The sequence below is a fragment of the Bradyrhizobium amphicarpaeae genome (genome assembly GCF_002266435.3).
Taxonomy (GTDB): Bacteria; Pseudomonadota; Alphaproteobacteria; order Rhizobiales; family Xanthobacteraceae; genus Bradyrhizobium; species Bradyrhizobium amphicarpaeae.
Genome location: NZ_CP029426.2, coordinates 3,511,761 through 3,531,563, shown reverse-complemented (window position 1 = coordinate 3,531,563; position 19,803 = coordinate 3,511,761). Strand labels below are relative to the sequence as shown.

The 19,803-nt window shown below is 64.4% G+C and carries 25 protein-coding genes, 1 tRNA gene and 1 pseudogene; 14 read left to right on the top strand and 13 right to left on the bottom strand.

Translation table 11 applies throughout. The features are described 5' to 3' along the window. Positions 1–14 precede the first annotated feature (14 nt). Positions 15–167, top strand: coding sequence for a hypothetical protein (locus CIT40_RS16335; RefSeq protein ID WP_155525995.1), 153 nt, complete (start codon positions 15–17; stop codon positions 165–167). Positions 168–212: 45 nt separating this feature from the next. On the opposite strand, the gene CIT40_RS16330 is transcribed toward CIT40_RS16335, so the two are convergent. Both CIT40_RS16330 and CIT40_RS16325 read right to left on the bottom strand, forming a co-directional pair. Beyond that, positions 213–476, bottom strand: coding sequence for a hypothetical protein (locus CIT40_RS16330; protein ID WP_094896966.1), 264 nt, complete (start codon positions 474–476; stop codon positions 213–215). Then, a complete protein-coding gene (locus CIT40_RS16325; RefSeq protein ID WP_094896965.1) occupies positions 476–676 on the bottom strand; it encodes a hypothetical protein in 201 nt (66 codons plus the stop codon). Before CIT40_RS16325 ends, CIT40_RS16330 begins: the two co-directional genes overlap by 1 nt. Before the next feature lie 278 nt (positions 677–954). Here CIT40_RS16325 and CIT40_RS16320 point away from each other — a divergent pair, with 278 nt between their 5' ends. Then, the gene (locus CIT40_RS16320) at positions 955–1,566 is read left to right on the top strand and encodes a Rossmann-fold NAD(P)-binding domain-containing protein (protein ID WP_244611983.1); all 612 of its coding nucleotides are present in this window, start codon (positions 955–957) and stop codon (positions 1,564–1,566) included. Between the two features lie 181 nt (positions 1,567–1,747). Further along, positions 1,748–2,200, top strand: coding sequence for a VOC family protein (locus CIT40_RS16315; RefSeq protein ID WP_094896963.1), 453 nt, complete (start codon positions 1,748–1,750; stop codon positions 2,198–2,200). 35 nt (positions 2,201–2,235) lie between these two features. Here CIT40_RS16315 and CIT40_RS16310 read toward each other — a convergent pair whose 3' ends face one another. Continuing rightward, on the bottom strand, positions 2,236–2,445 hold the full coding sequence (locus CIT40_RS16310; RefSeq protein WP_162307304.1) for a hypothetical protein: 210 nt from the start codon (positions 2,443–2,445) through the stop codon (positions 2,236–2,238). A 143-nt stretch (positions 2,446–2,588) separates the two neighbouring features. Between CIT40_RS16310 and CIT40_RS16305 the strand changes: the two genes are divergently transcribed. Continuing rightward, the gene (locus tag CIT40_RS16305) at positions 2,589–3,227 is read left to right on the top strand and encodes a glutathione S-transferase family protein (RefSeq protein WP_094896962.1); all 639 of its coding nucleotides are present in this window, start codon (positions 2,589–2,591) and stop codon (positions 3,225–3,227) included. Between the two features lie 126 nt (positions 3,228–3,353). Here CIT40_RS16305 and CIT40_RS16300 read toward each other — a convergent pair whose 3' ends face one another. The 3 genes and pseudogenes from CIT40_RS16300 to CIT40_RS16290 all read right to left on the bottom strand — a co-directional run bounded on the left by CIT40_RS16300 (position 3,354) and on the right by CIT40_RS16290 (position 4,084). Further along, the gene (locus tag CIT40_RS16300; RefSeq protein ID WP_094896961.1) at positions 3,354–3,521 is read right to left on the bottom strand and encodes a hypothetical protein; all 168 of its coding nucleotides are present in this window, start codon (positions 3,519–3,521) and stop codon (positions 3,354–3,356) included. A 5-nt stretch (positions 3,522–3,526) separates the two neighbouring features. After that, positions 3,527–3,773: pseudogene (locus CIT40_RS16295) on the bottom strand (hypothetical protein). Between the two features lie 56 nt (positions 3,774–3,829). Beyond that, positions 3,830–4,084 (bottom strand): PilZ domain-containing protein, encoded by a 255-nt coding sequence (locus tag CIT40_RS16290; protein WP_094896960.1) that lies wholly within the window; start codon positions 4,082–4,084, stop codon positions 3,830–3,832. Between the two features lie 223 nt (positions 4,085–4,307). Here CIT40_RS16290 and CIT40_RS16285 point away from each other — a divergent pair. Beyond that, a tRNA-Glu gene (locus CIT40_RS16285) sits at positions 4,308–4,382 on the top strand. 16 nt (positions 4,383–4,398) lie between these two features. Here the strand turns inward: CIT40_RS16285 and CIT40_RS16280 are convergent. The 3 genes from CIT40_RS16280 to CIT40_RS16270 form a co-directional block, all read right to left on the bottom strand. After that, a complete protein-coding gene (locus tag CIT40_RS16280) occupies positions 4,399–6,006 on the bottom strand; it encodes a hypothetical protein (protein WP_148667204.1) in 1,608 nt (535 codons plus the stop codon). A 62-nt stretch (positions 6,007–6,068) separates the two neighbouring features. After that, a complete protein-coding gene (locus CIT40_RS16275; RefSeq protein WP_167443395.1) occupies positions 6,069–7,514 on the bottom strand; it encodes a glycosyltransferase in 1,446 nt (481 codons plus the stop codon). Next, positions 7,511–7,792, bottom strand: a complete 282-nt coding sequence (locus tag CIT40_RS16270; RefSeq protein WP_148667203.1) for a hypothetical protein — start codon at positions 7,790–7,792, stop codon at positions 7,511–7,513. The genes CIT40_RS16275 and CIT40_RS16270 overlap by 4 nt, the downstream gene beginning before the upstream one ends. A 96-nt stretch (positions 7,793–7,888) precedes the next feature. Here CIT40_RS16270 and CIT40_RS16265 point away from each other — a divergent pair, with 96 nt between their 5' ends. From CIT40_RS16265 to CIT40_RS16240, 6 genes are all read left to right on the top strand, one after another. Then, positions 7,889–8,563, top strand: a complete 675-nt coding sequence (locus CIT40_RS16265) for a hypothetical protein (protein WP_162307515.1) — start codon at positions 7,889–7,891, stop codon at positions 8,561–8,563. Between the two features lie 216 nt (positions 8,564–8,779). Beyond that, positions 8,780–9,406 (top strand): PilZ domain-containing protein, encoded by a 627-nt coding sequence (locus tag CIT40_RS16260; RefSeq protein WP_094896957.1) that lies wholly within the window; start codon positions 8,780–8,782, stop codon positions 9,404–9,406. Positions 9,407–9,559: 153 nt separating this feature from the next. Beyond that, positions 9,560–9,817, top strand: coding sequence for a hypothetical protein (locus CIT40_RS16255; protein ID WP_162307863.1), 258 nt, complete (start codon positions 9,560–9,562; stop codon positions 9,815–9,817). Between the two features lie 494 nt (positions 9,818–10,311). Continuing rightward, positions 10,312–11,352 carry a PrsW family glutamic-type intramembrane protease gene (locus CIT40_RS16250; protein ID WP_094896956.1) on the top strand — a complete coding sequence of 347 codons (1,041 nt, stop codon included), beginning with the start codon at positions 10,312–10,314 and terminating at the stop codon, positions 11,350–11,352. A gap of 69 nt (positions 11,353–11,421) precedes the next feature. Next, positions 11,422–12,000, top strand: coding sequence for an HdeD family acid-resistance protein (locus CIT40_RS16245; RefSeq protein ID WP_094896955.1), 579 nt, complete (start codon positions 11,422–11,424; stop codon positions 11,998–12,000). A gap of 233 nt (positions 12,001–12,233) precedes the next feature. After that, a complete protein-coding gene (locus CIT40_RS16240; RefSeq protein ID WP_094896954.1) occupies positions 12,234–13,319 on the top strand; it encodes a 3-deoxy-7-phosphoheptulonate synthase in 1,086 nt (361 codons plus the stop codon). Positions 13,320–13,373: 54 nt separating this feature from the next. Here CIT40_RS16240 and CIT40_RS16235 read toward each other — a convergent pair whose 3' ends face one another. The 3 genes from CIT40_RS16235 to epmA are packed head-to-tail and all read right to left on the bottom strand — an operon-like array spanning position 13,374 to position 15,833. Further along, entirely contained in the window at positions 13,374–13,634 is a 261-nt protein-coding gene (locus CIT40_RS16235) for a hypothetical protein (protein WP_094896953.1), read from the bottom strand. A gap of 43 nt (positions 13,635–13,677) precedes the next feature. Beyond that, positions 13,678–14,772, bottom strand: coding sequence for a lysine-2,3-aminomutase-like protein (locus tag CIT40_RS16230; protein ID WP_094896952.1), 1,095 nt, complete (start codon positions 14,770–14,772; stop codon positions 13,678–13,680). Further along, positions 14,769–15,833, bottom strand: a complete 1,065-nt coding sequence (gene epmA / locus CIT40_RS16225) for an EF-P lysine aminoacylase EpmA (RefSeq protein ID WP_094896951.1) — start codon at positions 15,831–15,833, stop codon at positions 14,769–14,771. The genes CIT40_RS16230 and epmA overlap by 4 nt, the downstream gene beginning before the upstream one ends. Before the next feature lie 162 nt (positions 15,834–15,995). Here epmA and efp point away from each other — a divergent pair, with 162 nt between their 5' ends. The 3 genes from efp to CIT40_RS16210 all read left to right on the top strand — a co-directional run bounded on the left by efp (position 15,996) and on the right by CIT40_RS16210 (position 19,286). Beyond that, positions 15,996–16,562 carry an elongation factor P gene (gene efp / locus CIT40_RS16220; RefSeq protein ID WP_028161298.1) on the top strand — a complete coding sequence of 189 codons (567 nt, stop codon included), beginning with the start codon at positions 15,996–15,998 and terminating at the stop codon, positions 16,560–16,562. A 32-nt stretch (positions 16,563–16,594) separates the two neighbouring features. Continuing rightward, complete coding sequence (locus CIT40_RS16215) at positions 16,595–18,217, top strand: peptidoglycan DD-metalloendopeptidase family protein (protein WP_094896950.1); 1,623 nt, start codon at positions 16,595–16,597, stop codon at positions 18,215–18,217. Between the two features lie 85 nt (positions 18,218–18,302). After that, complete coding sequence (locus CIT40_RS16210) at positions 18,303–19,286, top strand: DUF808 domain-containing protein (protein WP_094897093.1); 984 nt, start codon at positions 18,303–18,305, stop codon at positions 19,284–19,286. A 10-nt stretch (positions 19,287–19,296) separates the two neighbouring features. Here the strand turns inward: CIT40_RS16210 and CIT40_RS16205 are convergent, their stop codons facing one another. After that, on the bottom strand, positions 19,297–19,800 hold the full coding sequence (locus CIT40_RS16205; RefSeq protein WP_094896949.1) for a cupin domain-containing protein: 504 nt from the start codon (positions 19,798–19,800) through the stop codon (positions 19,297–19,299). Positions 19,801–19,803: the final 3 nt, after the last annotated feature.

The window sequence follows — 19,803 nt, the reverse complement described above, 5'->3', positions numbered from 1 at the left end:
ATTGGGAATCGAAAATGCCTTATTTCGTTTGCGCCCGCGACGGAGCGGGCCAGATCATCTTGAAACGAGACACCAGGGAAGCGGCCGAGAAGAAGGCCGCCGAGCTCCGCGACATCGGCTATTTCGAAGTCGAGATCATCGCGAAGGGTGAGGAGAAGGCGGCGTGACGCTCGTCTGATCCGCCTTCGGTGACTCACGTCGGAGCCGGCGCATCATGCTTCCCTCAGCACCTTGAAGGCGCTGAGGATGACGAGAGCGCTCAGACCATAGATCAGTGCGTTCACGACCCAGCAAATGGCGATACCAAGGGAGGTGGATCCTCCGACCGCTCCCCCAAAAAAATACGCGGCGCTGATGCCCGGCCACTCCAGCCAAAGAAACGCAAAGTCGGTCAGCGGCTCCAGGACAAGGAGCACCGCCGAAATGAGCGCCCCCACAGCCAATGCGATGACGAGGTTCGTTCTCGCGGAGAGCATCAAAGACCCAGCGCACCGATGATAGCAGGAATGAGGAAAAAGGCGGCCGCCCCGAGCAGGAGGCCGACGAAAATGCGTGCAACGCGGCTATGAATCTTCGTATCGAGCCACCCACAGATGGCGAACGCAGCCTCTCTCAGCCAGCGACCAACGATGGCTCTGACGAGATCAAACAGGAGTTCTGCAACGAATGCGGCCATGGCGTTTGGTCGGCGCCGCCGCCAGTTGGGTTCATGAGGCGGTCATCGCGGTGTCGACCAAACGCGAGCCGCTACGACGAGGCACTGGCCCTGTTCGCGTGACGAAATATGATAGGTTTCGCAAATGCCCATCCGACAAGCTTACGCACATTCCTCGGCTAAGACCTTCGGGCGCCACTTCCCCAGACTTTCAACAAACGCTCGGGCAATCAACGCAAACGGTGGCTTGAATGAAAACCGCACTTGTCTTCGGCGCGACTGGCTTCATCGGCTCGCATTTGCTGCGCGACTTGCTGGACAGTCCCGACTATTCCCGGGTTGTCGCGGTGGCCCGCAAGCCGCTGGCGGTAAGCCATCCGAAGCTGACGGTGCTGATCGGTGATCTAGCTTCCCTGCCCGCGCTCAAGCCGCAATTGGCTGCGGACGAGATCTTCATCGCGCTGGGGACGACGCGCAAGCACACGCCCGACGAGGTTGAGTACTATAAGATCGATCACGATTATCCGCTGTTGGCGGCCGAGATCGCCAGGGCAAACGGCGCGCGGTCGGTGTTTCTGGTCACGGCCGTCGGCGCCGACGCCGCTTCCAGCGTGTTCTATCTCAGGACCAAGGGCGAGGTGGAGCGGGACATTCTCGCGCTGGGTTTCGAGCACACGCATATCTTCCGCCCCTCGATGATCCTCGGCGAGCGCGAGGAGGACCGCCCGCGTGAACGCCTCATCATTCGGATATGGGGCGCGCTCAATCCGCTGCTCATTGGTCCGGTCGACCGGTACCGCGGGCTCGCCGGCAACGACATCGCGCACGCCATCGTCAAAGCCGCGCGACATCAAACGGAGAAGGTGCGAACCTATCATTGGAAAGAGATGGCAGCGCTGCTTCGAGCGTGATGCAGTGCGAGCCAAATACCGGCCCCAGATTCTGCATTCGGGCCATCAGACCAAAAATGGCTCTGACCCGCACGTAATCCGCACGTATGGTAGTGCACGGCCGCGGATTTTACTGCTATTTGATGCTCCATAGCACCACCAAGGTCGCAAAGTCCTAAAACGTTCTCAAGGAGATAAGAAAATGCGATACCTCCACACCATGCTGCGCGTGCGCAATCTCGATGTCGCGCTGAAATTCTATGTCGATGCTTTCGGGTTGAAGGAGGTGCGGCGGATCGAGAACGACAAGGGGCGGTTCACACTGGTGTTCTTGTGCTCGTCGGACGATCTCGAGGCGCTGAAGAAGCAGCCCTCGAGCCGCGGCGCGCCGCTGGTCGAGCTCACCTGGAATTGGGACGAGGAGAAGTATGGCGAGGACCGCTTCTTCGGCCATCTCGCCTATGAGGTCGACGACATCTACGCCACCTGCGAGAAGCTGCAGAAAGCCGGCGTCACCATCAACCGCCCGCCGCGCGACGGCAACATGGCCTTCGTCCGCTCGCCGGATCTGCACTCGATCGAGCTGTTGCAGAAGGGCGATCCGAAGCCGCCGCAGGAGCCTTGGGCGTCGATGCCCAATACCGGCCATTGGTAGGCAAAAGCACTGGAACAAGCCCTCGCCGCCCGCGTTCACCCTCCGACAATGCAATTGGAGGAGAACATCATGGGACGCGGAATTCTGTTGTGGATGCTGGGCGTGCCGATTCCGGTCATCATTCTGCTGTGGCTGTTCTTCGGCCGCTGAGCGGCGGGTTCAACCAGGCTGTCTTGCAACGAAAGCTCCGCCGCGTGCGGAGCTTTTTGCATGAGAGGCGCGCCGCAATCGCCGTCCTCGGCCATCCGAAATTCCGCTATCACCCGCGTCGGTGAGGACCCATTGCCCGGGTGAGCGCAGCGATACCCGGGACGGTCGCGCGAGACATCCCGGATATCGCTGCGCTCATCCGGGCTACGACACCGAACAAACGCGGGGGAGACGCTTCATGCCTGACACCAAGCTCACGATCTGGGGCCGCGCCAATTCGGTCAACGTGCAGAAGGTGCTGTGGTGCCTGACCGAGCTTGCTTTGCCCTATGAGCGCATCGACGCCGGCATGAGCTACGGCCGGACCCGCGAGGCCGACTATCTCGCGATGAATCCCAATGCGCGGATCCCGACGCTGGTCGAGGGCGATTTCGTGCTGTGGGAGTCCAACTCGATCATGCGCTATCTCTGCCTCGCGCATGGGGGCGGTACGCCGATTTATCCGGAGGCGCCGAAGCTGCGCGCCTCGGTCGACCGCTGGCTCGACTGGACGCTGTCGACGGTGCAGCCGGTCGATCGCCCGGTGTTCTGGGGCATCGTGCGCACGGCGCCCGCCGAGCGCGACATGATCCAGGTGCAGCGCGATGCCGATGCCGCCGCCGAGGTGTGGGCGATCGCCGACCGCCTGCTGTCTTCGCGCCGCTTCCTGGAGGGCGACGCGTTCACGCTCGCCGACATCGCGCTCGGCTCCTATGCGCGGCGCTGGCTCGGCGTCGAAGGCATCACCCGGCCGGCGCAGCCGCATCTGACGCGCTGGCTCGCCGAGCTCGGCAAGCGGCCCGGTTTTGCACAACATGTCGCTCCGCCGATGTCATGAGCGGGAAGCGCGGTGCAAGCTGCGGCAAGAGCGCGCCGAATCCGCGTTTCGGCGCAATGCTCCGGCGCCAAACCGGCACTTGACGGCTACTGTGCATGGGGTTGTTTTCGCGTTTTTTACTTTGGCTCAGCCCCAGCCCCGCTCGACCAGCAGCACGCAGACGATCAGCACCAAGGTCACCGCCGCGGTCGCCAGCCGTGCCGTCCAGCTCAGGCCGCGGCCGACCCACCACAGCAGCGCGCAATACATCAGCACGGGAACGACGAGGTCGAGGCGCAGCAGATCCTGGGGCATCGGCTTTAGCGCCTGACGGTGGTGTCGACGCTGATCGAGCCGCCGATCTTCACGCAGGTCCCGGTGCCCTCGACCATGACGAAGCGCGGGCCGTAATTGGCGCAGGAGCCTGATTGGGCCTTCCCGCCCGCGCCCTTCAGCGGCAAGCGCCTTGCCGGCCTGCGGCCGCTCCGTGGGCGGCAGACGAACGGCCTCAGTCGCCGCGGCTTTTGCGGCCAGCAACGGGATCAGGATGGGAAGCAGCACGCGCATGGCGGCGTTCTAGCCCGGACGGGTGCCGCGCGCCATTGGGGCGGCTGCGGTCGCGATCAGATGAACTTGATGCCGGCGGATTTGCCGCGGCGCCAGACCACCTGGCAGCTCCGCCCGGTGCGCGCATCGCGTGCGAAGGCGAGCCGGATCATGCCCGGGAGCTGGCTCGCGTCCTCGTCCAGCGTGATCTTGGCGCCGGTATCCGAGATGTCCTTGACCAGGCACTGCCGCGCGGCGAAGCCGCCGTCGAGCGTGATCCAGGCTTGCTGCGACAGCAGCTTGCGGCTGGCGCGCTTTTTCGGCGGTGGCATTGGCAAATATCTCCTCGTCCAGCGCTACGCAGGGAACCCTAAGAAACCGTTGAAATCGCCTCAGGATCATCCCGGGCCGGCGCTGTCCACCGGTCCCAAAAGACCGGTCCCGGACGGCTTGCGGGGAGCCAGAAAGGACACTATACGTTCGCCCGCTGCAAGCCGCCGGGCCCGACTCGGCCGGCAGCGGTCGTGTCGGCAAAATCGGCAGGGCCCTGCGTTTGCTCCCTTCGTCTATCGGTTAGGACGCCACCCTTTCACGGTGGAGAGAGCGGTTCGATTCCGCTAGGGAGCGCCAGCAGCCCGGGTTCCCCTCACCTCTGCTCCAGAAAGCTGCCGCGCACCTTCGCGCAGGCGAGCCCGACGGTATAGACGTGGATCCCCTCGATCACGCAATGGTCCGGGTTGAGCGCCAGCAGTCCGATCGAATTTTCGGCATCGAGCACCACCGCCGAGCGGACGATGATGCAGGGATAGTCCGCCCCGAGCCTGGCGTAGCTGTCCGGACGAAAATTTTGCTTGAGGACATGCGTGTAGCCATTGTGGTCCAGCAGCGGGACCCTGAAAGCGCTCGCATAGGCCGCGGAAAACCTGTCCCGCATCGCCTGGTCGCCCCAGAGCTGCAGCGTCATGTCCCAGCCGTGGTTCATGTCGTTCTCCGGCGCGCGCACGAACATGCCGGAGACGTTGGCGCAGGCCGGACCCGCCGCGACCACGGCCTTCGAAAGCCGGGCCCCGATCGCGTTCGACTGAGACGCCTGCAGCGCTGCGGCGCGGGCGTCGATCAGCGTCATCGCGCTCATGGCGGCACACAGGCTGCCGGCAAGCAGGCTCAGCGCGGCCGGAGGGACGGCGGGGAGCAGCCGCCTGACCTGCACCACGATCAGGACCAGCACGCCTCCGGTCAGGACCCACGGCACCATCATGTAATGCAGCGCATAATGCTTCGACGTTGCCACGAGATGTGCTGCATGGATGAGGACGGCGGCACCGAGCGTCAGGCTGACCGGATCGCGCCAGTTCCTGCTCTTGATGCACCAGGCCAGCGCCGCGGCCGCCGCTGCGACATACACGCCGAACACGAGCGGCGCCGCCTTGATGATCTCGGCCATGTTCGACCAGAACGTTCCGAAATCAATGAAGCCGGGCTCGCCCTCGCCGTAATTTCCCTTGTGGGTGGCGATTTGCACGAGCCATCCGAACCCGCGCGTGATCGTTCCCGGATTGAAGATCAGGCTGAAGCCAACGAAGCCGATCGCCCCGGTGACCGTGGCGGCGACGAAGGCGCGCCTGTTTCCAAGCAGGCATACGGCGAACAGCGCCTGCGGCAGATAGAGATATTTCGTCGCGAACCCGAGCGCGAAGATGACCCCGCAGACGACGCCGAGCCCCGTCGACGGCGGATGCGCATCGAGCGCGGCCTTGATCACGATCGCCATGCCGAACAGCGCGATCGCGGCCATCAGGCTTTCCGGCGCAACAACCATCTGGAAGTGAAACGTGTCCGCGTGCACGAACGCGCCGGCCTGAAACAGCATCGCAGCGATCGCGCTGTGCGTCGCCCGGCCGACGATGATCCCGCCGGCCAGCAGCGCGGCCGTGAGCAGCAGCGCCTCGCCGGCGCGCGCCGCCGATGTGATCGCATCGTAATGTTCGAGCCCGAACGCGACGATATCCTTAGGCCCGGCGAACAGGGCCCAGCCCCTGACGATCAGTTCGACGAGCAGCGTCGTCGTCGTTCCCGGATGATCGAATTTCAGTGAGCCGTATCCTGCCGCCGCCACCAGCCCGTTCATGGTGTACGCCGATTCCGGATCGACCTGGACGCCCCAGACGGCCTGGTCGGCCGAATAGAGCAGCGTCGCCGCCAGATAGAGCAACGGCACGACGAGGATCAGCAGCGTTCTGATCCTCCCGCTCACGTGCGCGTCGGGGAAGCAGCAATCGTCCGGCATCATCGTCGTCGAACCGTGGCTCCCGCGCTTCAGATCGCCTTGATCTTGAGGAAGGCGAAAGCCACCATCTTCAGCAGCATCCAGCCATGGCGAAACCTGGAGATCTGGGTCTCGCCATAGGTGCGTGCGGCATAGCGGATCGGGAGATCCACGGACTTCAGGTTGAGCTTCGATGCGCCGAAGATCAGGTCGAAGTCGCCGAACGGATCGAAATCACCGAAATAGGCCTTGCCGGCCTTCAGGCGCCGATAGTCGCTGCGGCGCAGGACCTTGGTGCCGCACAGCGTGTCGGTATAGCGCTGATTGAGCAGCCAGGAGAACAGATAGGAAAAGACCTTGTTGGCGATCAGATTGAGGAAGCGCATCGCGCCGTCGTCCATCGGATAGACCAGGCGAGATCCATTGACGAACTCGCCCTTGCCCGCCAGCAGCGCCTCGACGAATTTCGGAATCTGCTCCGGCGGCATGGTCAGGTCGGCGTCGAGAATGATCAGCACGTCGCCGCGCGCCGCATCGAACGCGGTGAAGACGGCGTCGGCCTTGCCCTTGCCGGGCTGGCGCATCACCTTGATGTCCTTGGACGGATACGCCTGCCTGACCCGCTCCATCTCCTCGAAGGTGCCGTCCTGGCTGTGGCCTTCGATGAAGATGATCTCGATGTCGCTGCAGAAGTCGGGAATTCGCAGGACCGCGGGCTCGATATTGCCGCGCTCGTTGCGCGCCGGGACGACGACGGTGGCCGAGGCGAACTCTTCCCTCGCCTTGCGGCTGGACCGTGCGACCAGATAATGCCGAAGCGCCAACTGGCGGATTCCCGGCAGCACGCTGACGAAACGATTGAGAAAGCGCCCGAGCCCGAACATCCGCACCGGCGAGAGCACGCGCTGCTCCGACTTCACCGGATCGAAATCCGCAAGCCCGGCAAGGCTGCGCAGGTCGGACGGAGACAGCACGTTCTGGTCCGGATGCGGCATCCGCAGCCCGACGAACTCGGCGAGCTTCAGCAGGGGGTACCACAGATGCGAGAAGTACCCGATCACCAGCCGCGTATCCCGCGTGCAGAACGGATGCAGCTGGGCGATGAACTTCTGACAATCCTCCATCGAACCGATCGTATCGAGGACGAGGATATAGTCGAACGGACCTTGCACCGCGTCGAGCGTCGCGGGGTTCTCGACATCGCCTTCGACGAAAGTGAGGTCGGCGTGGCGCTGCCGCGCGATCGCGATTTGCTTGCGACAGAAATCGACCCCGACGCCGTGTGACGGCGCGAGACTCGCGAGCGTATCGCCGATGCCGCAGCCGATGTCGAGGACGCGACTTCCCGGCGGGATCAGAAACCGGAGATAGCGTTCATCCTCGTCGTGGAAAAAGCCGTTCTTCGCGCGCCATGCCACGCGATCCGTGGCGATACGGTCCGCGTGATCGAGAACGCCTGCCTTCCGCGGCGACAGGCCGCCGGACATCACGGTCATGTCCATGGCGAGATGCAGGTTTCATTGAGCCTGCCCGAACTGAAATTGACTGCAAAATCCAATACCGCGGCGCGAGACGCCGCAGCCAAAAAAATAGACATCAATGGGGTCCCCCCAGACCTCCCGGCACTCAAGCGCAACTGTGGGACGAGATCAACAAGAAGATCGTCGACCAGGCATTGCCGCCGGTCGCGGAGCACCTTCGGCAGGAAGGTGAAATCTGAAATCCGCCGCCAACTCGCCCCCGGCCCTGGGCGACGAACGGCGATATCCGTCACTCCGCATGAACCTCCCCGGCCCTTGCCTCCGACCAACGTCCGGAAGAAACCGCCTCGCGCGCAGCGATGGCGTCACGGATGGATCTGGTTCGGCTCATGGAACAGCGCAAATCGACCCCGGAGGGCCACTCCGCCGCCCCCGCGATGACGACCACGCCACCGGCATGGATGCGCCGCGCGGCGCCATATTCGCCGGACCGGCGTGCCAGAATGCTGGAGCATCTGGCGCGCGCCAGATCGCTTCCGCAGCCGCAGCCAGAATCTGCTCCGGTCGCGCCTGGCCTGCCGGACCGGAGCGCCAAGGATATTCTCGGCGATGTCATCGGCTACGCCATCGTGTTCGGCATCCTCGCTTTGCTCTTCCAGTCGCGCATTCCGCTCTATCTCGGCGGGTTCGTCGTCCTGACCGACGCCGAGCGCATCGAAAGCGCGCTGGCGACGATCGGTATCCGCCTCGAGCCCGAAACGATCGGCCCCGCCATCATCAAGCGCTCCGCATTCTGGTTCGGCTGGTTCGCGTTGCTCGCCGCCTTGAAAGGCTCCGTTCCCACCTGGCTCGCATCATGGATGCCTCCGGCCGAGTCATGGTCTTTCACTGCCGGCATCGCCCTCCTGCTCGCCACCGCCGAGGCCTCCACGGCGCTGGCGATGCGGCGTGCATTCCCGCCGCTGGGATTGGAGATCAGCCCGAACGGCCTGACATGGATGACGATCCAGTTCGTCATGGCCGTGGGCGCGCTGGCTTTACTAGTGCTGTTCGGATTTCTCTAGCTGTGCCGCGGCGCCTCGTTGCTTCACCGAGCCCTCAATGACGAGGTTGTGAGACGGCCTGCAGCCTAACGGCTCCTTTTGCCGCGCTTTCGGCTACGCGACCGAGGCGTGCATTTACCGGAAATTTACCCCTGCTCCTGAGCGCTGGTATCATTTACTTAGAATTTGACCGCTACCGTGGAATTACGGAAATGATCCGAAACACGATTGGCCCGCATGTCCGTCGCAGAGTTCCTCAGGCAACGAGCAGTGGATGTCACGGTGAGCGGCAGCTACTCGCTGCCGCGCTGGTACGATTGCGAGGGCAAGTTGCGCAGCTTCGCCTGCCGCACCAAGCGCGTTTCGCCCTTCCGCATGATCGTGGACGTGCCCGTCGTCGGTAAGGTCGGGGAGCGCCTCACCTCCTATTTCCAGGATTTCGGCGAATTCCAGTGCACGATCAGCGCGACGCTGAAGTCGGGTTTCCTGATGGAGCTCGACATGACGCGGGCGCGGCGCGCCTGGATGTCGGAAAAGCTCACCTGGCTCGAAAAGAAGCAGAAGGACGACAGCGTCAAGGAACTGCGGCGCGACGCACGTTTCGTTCCGCAGGTCTCGCACACTGTCCTGACGCTCGCCGATGGCCACACCTATGCCTGCTTCATCATCGACGTCTCTACGGCGGGGGTGGCGATCTCCTGCGAGTACGACCCACCGGTGGGAACCCCGCTTGCCGTCGGCGCCTGCGTCGGGCGGGTCATCCGCAAATTCGACAACGGCTTTGCGGTCAAATTCGCCGAAAAACTGCCGCGGGACGACCTGGTCCGGCTCATCGTGCGCTCGCCGCTGCAGCAGTCGGCCTGAAGCCGGCCTGCCCGACCTCAGCTGGAGCCGTCTTGCCTCCGCATCGTCGCCCTATCGCGGCCCCATTGCGGGATCAGTTTTTGAACGCCCGTGCCCCAAGGGCCGGCGTCATTTGCAGACTTGCGATCGGGGGACCGAATGGCAGTCGACAAGATCACAGTGGACAAAATCACAGTTGGCAAGATCACTTGGGACAGGGTCGGCCGGGTCACGGAGCCCGGACGTTACATGTACACGTTCGGCTGGCTCACCATCACCGCCGGCGATCTGGAGATCTGGAGGCTCTACCCGCAGGCCGCGTTCACGCTGCTGACGCAACCGGGCGAGGCCGACGCATCCCTCGGTGAGGAATTCCATCTCGGCGCCTTCGACGTCGCTCCCGGGGCGCCGCCGCCGTTCACCACGCACTGAAGCCGAAAAACGCCGGCCGTTCCGGGAACGCATGGCATGGGCGTTGCTTTATCATCGCCATGATACACATCCCCGCCGTGGACCAGGCCTTCCTGCTGTTGCTCATCGTCTTCTGCCTCGGCACGTGCCTCGTACGCGCCTTCTGGGAGCTGGAGCAGACGCGGACCCGCCGGATCACCTCACCGCCCCGTCGGGGACCAACGAAGCGCAGCTAGCTGGCCTATCTCGCGCGCCGCTGCGCGGTGAATCGAAGAAACTTGCGCACTTCATTGATCCAGCTTGCCAATCGCGTCCCGACCTTGGTCGGGCAGTCGTTGTCAGGGATGACGAACGGGTGCTGTCATGCAATTGATTTCGCGTGTATTTTGCACCCGCGGGTGACTGCAGGTGAACGCAAGCTATCGCGTCCATTAAGCGAGCCGACAGCGCGCATGACAGATGGTCGCATCGGTGAATGTAGATAAGCGGATCAAGGGAACCTATTTTCGGCGCCGATGTACCTGATTGAAGCGTTGCCCACCGTTATCGGAACAGCCGCCATCGCCCCGGCGCTGCTGATGCTGTGGCTTGTCATCGCCGCCGAGGAGCGCCCTGGCCCGCCGGCCCAGGTCTGGACCGCGTTTCTGTTAGGGGCGGCCAGCATCTCGCTGCTTGGCCTCGCCCGCGCCCCCTTCGCCAAGATGGTCGCGGCGCCCGACGACCCCTGGGCGGCGCTGGCGATGCATTCGATCTTCGGCGTCGCGCTGCCTGAGGAAGCCGTCAAGGTGATCGCCATCGTGCTGATCGCCTCGACCAAGCGGCGGACCTTTGCCAATCCGATGGATACCGTGGTCTACGGCGCCGCGGTCGGCCTCGGCTTCGCCGCTTACGAGAACCTGGCTTATCTGGTTCAGCACGCCGAGATGTGGCGCTCGCTGGCCGCCTTGCGCAGCGTCCTGACCGTGCCGTTCCACGGCGCGCTCGGCATCATCGCGGGCGCTTACCTGACGATCGCGCGCGCCGGCACGGCGCTCGGCGCGAACCGCCACCATCGCGACTGGGCCCGCCTCTCCAGCCGCCTGCTGATGCTCGCCGGCCCGCTCGCGCTGCATTCGGCCTTCGACTTTCCGCTGCTGACCCTGCAAAGAATGCCCGACCTCGATCCGACGCTCCGGATGTGGCTGGGTGCCGCCAGCCTCCTGATCGGCTTCAGCTCGATCGCCTTCGCGATCCGTCTGGTCCGGCGCGTCGCCCGCCACCATGCCCCCCGGACCGATGTCGCACGGGAGCGGCTCAGCCAGCTCCGGCGGATGTGGGCGCTGCTGCTGGCCGGTGGCGGCGTCGGTTTCCTCGGCCTCGCCTTCGTGCTGACCTCGATCCATCACTGGCTCATCAACCCCGAGCGCAATCTGACGCTGGCCCTGATCCCGATCGGTTTCGTCTCGATCCTGCTCGGCCTGGCGCTTCTGATTGTCACAACGGCGATCTATGTTCTCGGCCGCAACCGCATCCGCACCAGCGCAGAAGGTTTTTCCTCGGCCCCCGGCGGCGGATGAGCCGCGGGATGGCAAGCGCGCCGCGCGCATACTAGATTGAGCGCTGACCTTTCGATCTGGAGCCTGCCGATGACGTCGCCCGAAGATTTTTCACGGCTGCAATCCATGATGAACCAGACGGTCAAGGCCCACTGGAAGGCCTTCCTGTTCGAGGGCATTCTGCTCGCCATTCTCGGCGTCGCGGCGCTGATCCTGCCGCCGCTCGCAAGCCTCGCGATCGCGATTTTCCTCGGCTGGATGTTCCTGATCAGCGGTATCGGCGGATTGATCGTGACCTATTGGGCGCGCAGCACCCCGGGCTTCTGGTGGTCGCTGATTTCGGCTGCGCTCGCCGTGCTTGCCGGCCTGCTGCTGCTGGCCCGGCCGATGCAGGCCGTGCTGACGCTGACCATCGTCGTCGGCGCCTACTTCCTGGCCGAGGGCGTCGCCACCATCATGTACGCGCTGGAGCACCGCCGCGAGCTGAGCAGCCGCTGGTCGTGGCTTCTGATCTCGGGCCTCGTCGACATCGCGATCTCGTTTATGGTGATCACCGGACTGCCGAGCTCGGCGGAATGGGCGATCGGCGTCCTCGTCGGTATCAACCTGCTGTTCGGCGGCGCCAGCCTGATCGGCTTGGCGCTGGCGGCGCGCAACAGCAACACCTGAGGCGCCTCGTTACCTGCCGCGGCGATTGGGGGGTGACAATCCGCCGATGGCGCGCTATATGCCCCTCCATGATCACCGTCGCCACCAGCTATTTTTGGTACTTTAGCTACGACAGCTCGCTGGCGGCAGGAGGATCGCGCTCAATCTGAAAATTGCAGCAAACGTCCGAACAAGCCGCCAGACCTGGCGGCTTTTTTATTGGCCGGCAGGTTCGAAACAAACAGGAGCCCGCCGTGCTGAGCACGACCGACGATCTTCGTATCCGCGAACTGAAAGAGCTGAGCACGCCGGAAGAGGTGATGCGGGAAGTCCCGCGCACGCTCACCGCGACGCGCGTGGTGATGGCGGCGCGCAACGCCATCCACGCCATTCTCGCCGGCCAGGACGACCGTCTGCTGGTCGTGGTCGGCCCCTGCTCGGTGCATGACCCCAAGGCCGCGCTGGAATATGCCGAGCGCTTGGCGAACTTGCGCGAAGAGCTCGCCGACCAGCTCGAAATCGTGATGCGGGTCTATTTCGAGAAGCCGCGCACCACCGTCGGCTGGAAGGGCCTGATCAACGATCCCGATCTCGACGGCAGCTTCGACATCAACAAGGGCCTGCGGCTGGCGCGCAACGTGCTCTCGGCCGTGAACAATCTCGGCCTGCCCGCCGGCACAGAGTTCTTGGACATGACGACGCCGCAATACATCGCCGACCTGGTTTCCTGGGCCGCGATCGGCGCGCGCACGACCGAGAGCCAGATCCATCGCGAGCTGGCCTCGGGCCTGTCCTGTCCGGTCGGCTTCAAGAACGGCACCGACGGCAATGTGCGGATCGCAGCGGACGCCGTGAAGTCGGCTTCGCATCCGCATCACTTCATGGCGGTGACAAAGCTCGGCCGTTCGGCGATCGCCTCGACCGCGGGCAACGAGGACTGCCACGTCATTCTGCGCGGCGGCAGCAAGCCGAACTACGACGCGGCAAGCGTCGCGGCCGCCTGCAACGAGCTGACCAAATCCGGTGCCGCACCGCTGGTGATGGTGGACGCGAGCCATGCCAATTCGAGCAAGAAGCCGGAGAACCAACCGCTCGTGATGGCCGACATCGCCGGCCAGATCTCCGGCGGCGAGAACCGCATCATGGGCGTGATGATCGAGAGCAATCTCATTGCCGGCCGTCAGGACGTCGTGCCGGGCAAGCCGCTCACCTACGGCCAGAGCATCACCGATGGCTGCATCGACTGGGCAACCACCAAAACCACGCTCGAGCAGCTTGCTGACGCGGTCGAAATCCGCCGCAACGCCCAGCGCGCTGGGTTGCACGAGCGGACAGCGTAAGCTGGCAAACGCGGGTGGGGCGGACTGTCGTGCCCTGCCCGCAACGGTCGACGATCAGCAGCCCCGGCAGATGCTCTTGATCTTCTTGTCGAGCGCCTGATTTTCCTTGCTGAGCGGATCGTTCGGATCGCTCAAATTCTTCTCATTCGGCACGTCGCCGGCGCGCGGCTGACGATGACCGACGGGTGCAGGCGGCAATGAGCCCGACTGCCCCGACGTGGCGCCGCCCGACGTTGATCCCTTGCTCCCGGTCTGCGCGACCGCCGCGCCACCGAGCAAGACCACGAGCGATGCTGCCACGATGATCTTCTTCATGTCTCTCCTCCATTCCTCAAACCAGCGCCGCCGCCTTCACCGCTCAGGTCTCGGGCGGATAGAGATGAACGTCGCCGCAATAATCCAAGATACGATAGCGCGTTTCGGTGTCGGCATCACGCGCGTCAGGTGCGGTATTTTGCGCCGCCAACACGTAGTTCGGTCCGACCGGCGACTTCCCGGCACCGCCGGGAATGTCGATGACATAGTCCGGCTGACAGAGCCCTGACACCCGCCCGCGCAACTGCCGCATTAAATCTTGCCCTTCCGCCAACGTCGTTCGCAAATGCACGGTACCCGGCGCAAGATCGCCGTGATGCAGATAATAAGGCTTGATCCGGCATTCGACGAAACCTCGCATCAAATCCGACAGAGCGGCGATGTTGTCATTGACCCCGCGCAAGAGCACGGACTGGCTCACCAGCGGAATGCCGCAATCGACGAGCCGCGCGCAGGCGGCGCGCGCCGTTCCCGTCAATTCCCGTGCATGGTTGGCATGCACGGCCACCCAGGTGGTGGCACCCTCGACCTTCAGCGCCGCGACCATCTCGTCGCTGATCCGCGCGGGATCGGCCACCGGCACCCTTGTGTGAAGGCGGATGACCTTGACGTGATCGATCGCCGCGAGTTCGGCCATGATCTCGCCCATCCGCCGCGGCGACAGCATCAGCGGATCGCCGCCGGTCAGGATCACTTCCCAGATCTCGTGATGCGAACGGATGTAGTCGATTGCCGCGCGATAGGCGCTGTCCGACAGCGCATTCTCCTTGCCGGGTCCGACCATCTCGCGGCGGAAACAGAAGCGGCAATAGACCGCGCAGACGTGCACCAGCTTGAACAAGACGCGATCGGGATAGCGGTGCACGATGCCTGAGACCGGCGAGTGCGGATGATCTCCGATCGGATCGGCGTTCTCGCCCGGCTGCATCTCCAATTCGGCTGCACTCGGAACGAACTGGCGTGCGATGGGATCGTCGGGGTCGGACGGATCGATCAGTTCGACCAGCGCCGGCGTGATCGCCACGGCATAGCGTGCGGCAACGCGCTCAAGCGCCGGCAGCGCCGCTGCGGGCGCCAGCCCTTCGGCCACGAGCTCAGCCGGCTCTCGCAGAGTGCGTGCAAGGTTGGTTTTCATCATGTCTCGAAAGATGCTTCATTTGCAGGTGGCGTCCAAACCACCTGATCGATCCGCGATGCGCCGCTTGCCAGCATCACCAGCCGGTCGAGGCCGAGCGCGACGCCGCTCGCCTCCGGCATTGCGGCGACCGCGGCCAGAAAGTCCTCGTCGAGCGGATAGGCTTCGCCGTAGCGGCGCTGCTTCTCCGTCATCGATTCCGTGAAGCGCTTGCGCTGCTCCTCGGCATCGGTCAGTTCCCCAAAGCCGTTGGCGAGCTCGACGCCGCAGGCGTAGACCTCGAAGCGCTCGGCGACCCTGGGATCCCCCGTCTTCACCCGCGCCAGCGCCGCCTCCGGAGATGGGTATTCGAACAAAATGGTCAAACGCCCCTGCCCCAGATTCGGCTCGACATGCTCGACCAGGACCTTGCTGAAGAGATCCGACCAGGTATCGTCCCCGGCCACACGGACCTTGCCGCTGGCCGCCTCGGCCAGCGCGGCACGGTTACCCTCGCCGTCCCCGATTGTCGACAGCAGGTCGATGCCGGCGAACCGTTCGAAGGCGCCCGCGACCGTCAGGAGTTCGGGCTCGGCGAACGGATCGGCGGTCCGGCCACGGAACGAGAAGGTCCCGATGCCGGTCGCCTGCGCGGCGCGGGCGATGACGACGACGCAATCGGCCATGATGGCGTCATAGGAGGCGCCTGCCCGATACCATTCCAGCATGGTGAATTCGGGCAGATGCAGGTCACCGCGCTCACGATCCCGGAACACGCGCGCGAGCTCAAAAATCCGCGTCTCGCCCGCCGCCAGCAGCTTCTTGCAGGCGAATTCGGGCGAAGTCCGCAAATATCGGCTGGCCCGGCTGCCGTCCGGCCGCATGATCTCGGTCCGGGGGGCGTGCAGATGGGTCTCGTTGCCCGGGGAGACCTGGAGGATGGAGGTTTCGACCTCCACGAACCCCTGCTCGGCAAAAAAGCCCCTGAGAGACCCGGTAATGGCCCCTCTGGCCTGGAGGAACGGCCGGCGGTCGAGGTGCCGCCCGGGCGACCAGAATGGTGAGATGGGCTTGTCCCCAGCCATTACCCGACCGCCCCGAACCTGAGCAAAATGCTGGCATCTAACGGCAAAATCAGTATGTTGCGGCCCGAAACGGGTGCCGCGGTCTGATTTGAGGCCCCAGGTCCCCCATCAATTTGATCACGTCCTGGCCGGTGCCGGGCCAAGCAAGCAGGAAATATAGCTTTGAGAGTCATCGCCAGTTCTATTCGCAAGGGCAACGTGATCGAGCAAGACGGCAAGCTCTATGTCGTCGTGAGCGCCGAGAACATCCATCCCGGCAAGGGCACCCCGGTCAGCCAGATCGAAATGCGCCGAATCTCGGACGGGGTAAAGATCTCCGAACGCTACAAGACCACCGACCAGGTCGAAAAAGCCACCATCGAAGAGCGCAACTACACCTTCCTGTATGAAGATGGCGACGGCTACCACTTCATGAACCCGGAGACCTACGATCAGGTCCAGGTCTCCAAGGACGTCGTCGGCGACGCGGCCTCCTATCTTCAACCGGACATGACCGTCAAGCTGTCGACCCACGACGTCAACGTGGTCTCGCTCGCGCTGCCCCAGCGCGTCACGCTGGAAGTGGTCGAGACCGAGCCGGTGACCAAGGGCCAGACCGCCTCGTCCTCCTACAAGCCTGCGGTGCTTTCCAACGGCGTGCGCACTACGGTGCCGCCACACATCGCGGTCGGTACCCGTATCGTGGTCATGACCGAGGACGGCTCCTACTCCGAACGCGCCAAGGACTGATCAAGGGCTGACGAGGAACAGAGCGAGCGCAGGTGCCGCCGGGGGGCGAGACAGTGGTTGGGAAGGGTTTCCGCTTCGTCTCGCTGTTTCTGGCGTCGCTTTCGCTCCTCATTGCCACTCCGCTCGCTGCGGATGAATTCCGCAGCCCTTCGCTCACGGCCCTGCGCGTCGACTGGCGCGCGGCGCTCGACCAGCTCCGCACCGAGATCAACGGCCGTCCCCGGGTCGCGGACGATTTCATCTTCGCGCCTCGCCGTTCGGTGCCGCGTTACGATTCCCGCGCGATGCCCGCCTTGGTGCAGCTCAACGCGGTTTCCTCGCGATTCTTCATCGGCATCACCCGCAGTCCGGTGCCGGTGCTGCTGCCGTTCGACGCCGCTGCTTACCTCGAGGCGCAGCGCAGCGGCGCGACGGCAACGCTGGCGCTGTCCCGCTACCAGGCAGACTTCAATCCCGTCGACATGTTCGATGCCGGCCCCGCCGGCTACAGCGCGACCTTCTCGCTCGAGCCCGGCGCCGGCGACGGCATGCCGAGCCGGGTGTTCACGAGGCCGGTCGAGGTGCAGATCACGGGCTCGGCGCTGGTCTACGACATCGCCGATCCCGCCGGCGGTAAGGGCGAGCCGGTCAAACCGCTCGCGACAACCTACCCGGACCTGCGCAGGTTCATCCGGGAAGGCTATGTCCGTTACGCTTTCACTCGGTTCGGCGCCGCCTATGTGGTGTCGATCCAATGCCTCGACAGCGTCGCCAAGCCGCGGCGGCTCGCCTGCAAGGAAGCCTCTCCGGTCGCTGAGCGCTTCCTGAAGGCCCTGCGCGTCGCCGGCGGCCAGCGCATGCGGCCATTGACGGATATCGCCTCCAACGTCCTCGATCGTCCGGCCGGGCGTTCACCGGATTTCAGTTACCGGCCGAGCGGCGACATCATCCCGAACACCGGCTATCGCAAGCAGGGCGGCCATCCGGACGCGATGGCCTATGCACAGATCCGCTTTCCGCTCGAAAAGGCGCCCGCCTTCGTCCGCTCGCAATCCTATGCCAAGCGCGACAAGACGGAGAGCACGACCGCCTATCCCTGGCGCGACAATTTCTGCGAGTCACGCAGTTTCGAGGTCTGGCAATGCGCAGGCGGTTACGGCCATCAGGGCGAGGACATCCGCGCCGCCGACTGCCCGCCGCCCGGAGAAGGCCGCGAGCCCTGCGATCCCAAGCAGCGCGGCGTCGTCGCCGTGCGCGATGCCATCGTGATCCGTGCGTCCAAGGACCAGGCCGCGACGCTTCAAGTCAACAGCCGCACCGAGCACATCCGCTTCCGCTACATGCACATGAATCCGCAGGCGATGAATGCCGATGGCGTGCTCAATGGCCGCATCGTCACCGAAGGCGAGAAGATCGGTGTGATCTCGAACTATCTCGACCATCCCGCGGGAACATCGATGCATCTGCATTTCGACGTGCAGGTGTTCACGCGCGACGGCTGGATCTGGGTCAGCCCCTACGTCACCCTGGTCTCCGCCTACGAACGCCTGATCCGCGCCCGCGGCCGCGAGATCGGCCCGGAGATCGCAGTCACGGCGCAGCCGGTGGCCCATGCGCTGCCCGACGACGCGATCAAGCCGGACTTGCGCGAGGGGTCAGGCGGCGAAGAGAATTGAGAGCTTGCTCGCTTCCAAATGAAGGGCGGTGCAAGTGCATGCAGTCGCGGACACCGCCGGCTCGAACGAACAAGGGATCGGGTTGATGAGTGTCGGACTGATCGGTCTTCTCGACGATATCGCGGCAATTGCAAAGGTGGCAGCGGCCTCGCTCGACGACGTGGCGGGCCAGGCTGCCAAGGCGGGCGCAAAGGCGGCCGGCGTGGTCATCGACGACACGGCCGTCACGCCGAACTACGTCATCGGTTTTGCCTCGAAGCGTGAACTGCCGATCGTCGGCAAGATTGCGGTCGGATCGCTGCGCAACAAATTGCTGATTCTGCTTCCCGTTGCTCTGCTGCTTGGATATTTCCTTCCAACCGCGGTGACCCCGCTGCTCATGCTGGGCGGAGCCTTTCTCTGCTACGAGGGTGCCGAGAAGGTGCTCGAAGCCGTGATGCCGCACCATGCGCACCACGAGGCCCAGCGCCAGCCGATGGCGGCGGATGCCAGGTCGGTCGAGGACGAGAAGGTCGCGAGCGCCATCAAGACCGATTTCATCCTGTCGGCGGAGATCATGGCGATCACGCTGGCAGCTATCCCCGCAGGCAATGTCTGGACCCAGGCATTGGTGCTGGCACTGGTCGGATTCGGCATCACGGTCGGGGTCTACGGCGTGGTGGCCCTGATCGTGAAGGCGGACGATGCCGGGCTGGCCCTTGCGCGCTACGATGGCGCCTCCATCATTGGCGCCGCGGTCCGCTCGCTTGGACGCGCACTGGTCCGCGGTATGCCTACCTTCCTGGCAGTGCTGAGCACCATCGGCACGGCCGCCATGATCTGGGTTGGCGGCGGCATCATCCTGCACGGCATCGAAAAATACGGCCCGCCCGTGGTCGGCCGCACGGTCCATGCCGCAACCGAGGCTGCAGCGCACGCCCTTCCCTCCATTGGCGGTGTCATCGAATGGTCGGTCGAAGCGGCCATCTCAGGGATCGTTGGATTGATCGTCGGCGCACTTGCAATTCCGGCAGTCCAATACGGTCTCTCGCCGGCATGGAAGCGGTTGAAGGGCTTGAGGCAAGCCTGAAGGCTGCCGGCTATTCAAGCAACGTCGTGAGCTGCGCGCCCTCGTCGGCCACGAACACCGCGATCAACTCCGCGGGCTCTGTCATGCTGGCGTTGGCCGAGACCAGATGCGTCGAGCCTGGCGGCTCGAAGAATGACTGGCCGACGCCGAACGTCTCGACGGGACCGCCGCCGAGCTGGGAGCGGATCTCGCCCTTGGTGATGTAGGCGGTCACCGATCCTGCGTGACGGTGCGGCCGCGAGAATCCACCTGGACCATAGGTCACGCGCACGATGGTGACGCGCTTGCCCGGCACGTTCGGCAAGGCGTAGGACCCGATCGGCTCGACCTTGTCGAGCGGCGAACTCTCCGCCGCCGTGGCGCAGAGCGGCGCCAGCGCGCCAGAGACGGCGTCCATCGTCAGCGGCAGTGTCTTGCCGATCGCAAATGCGCAGGCAAGTCCTGCGACGACGGCAAGCGCCGTCGAACGTGACGGCGCCGGCCGCTGTACGGCAGATAAACTCATTGCTGTCATCGT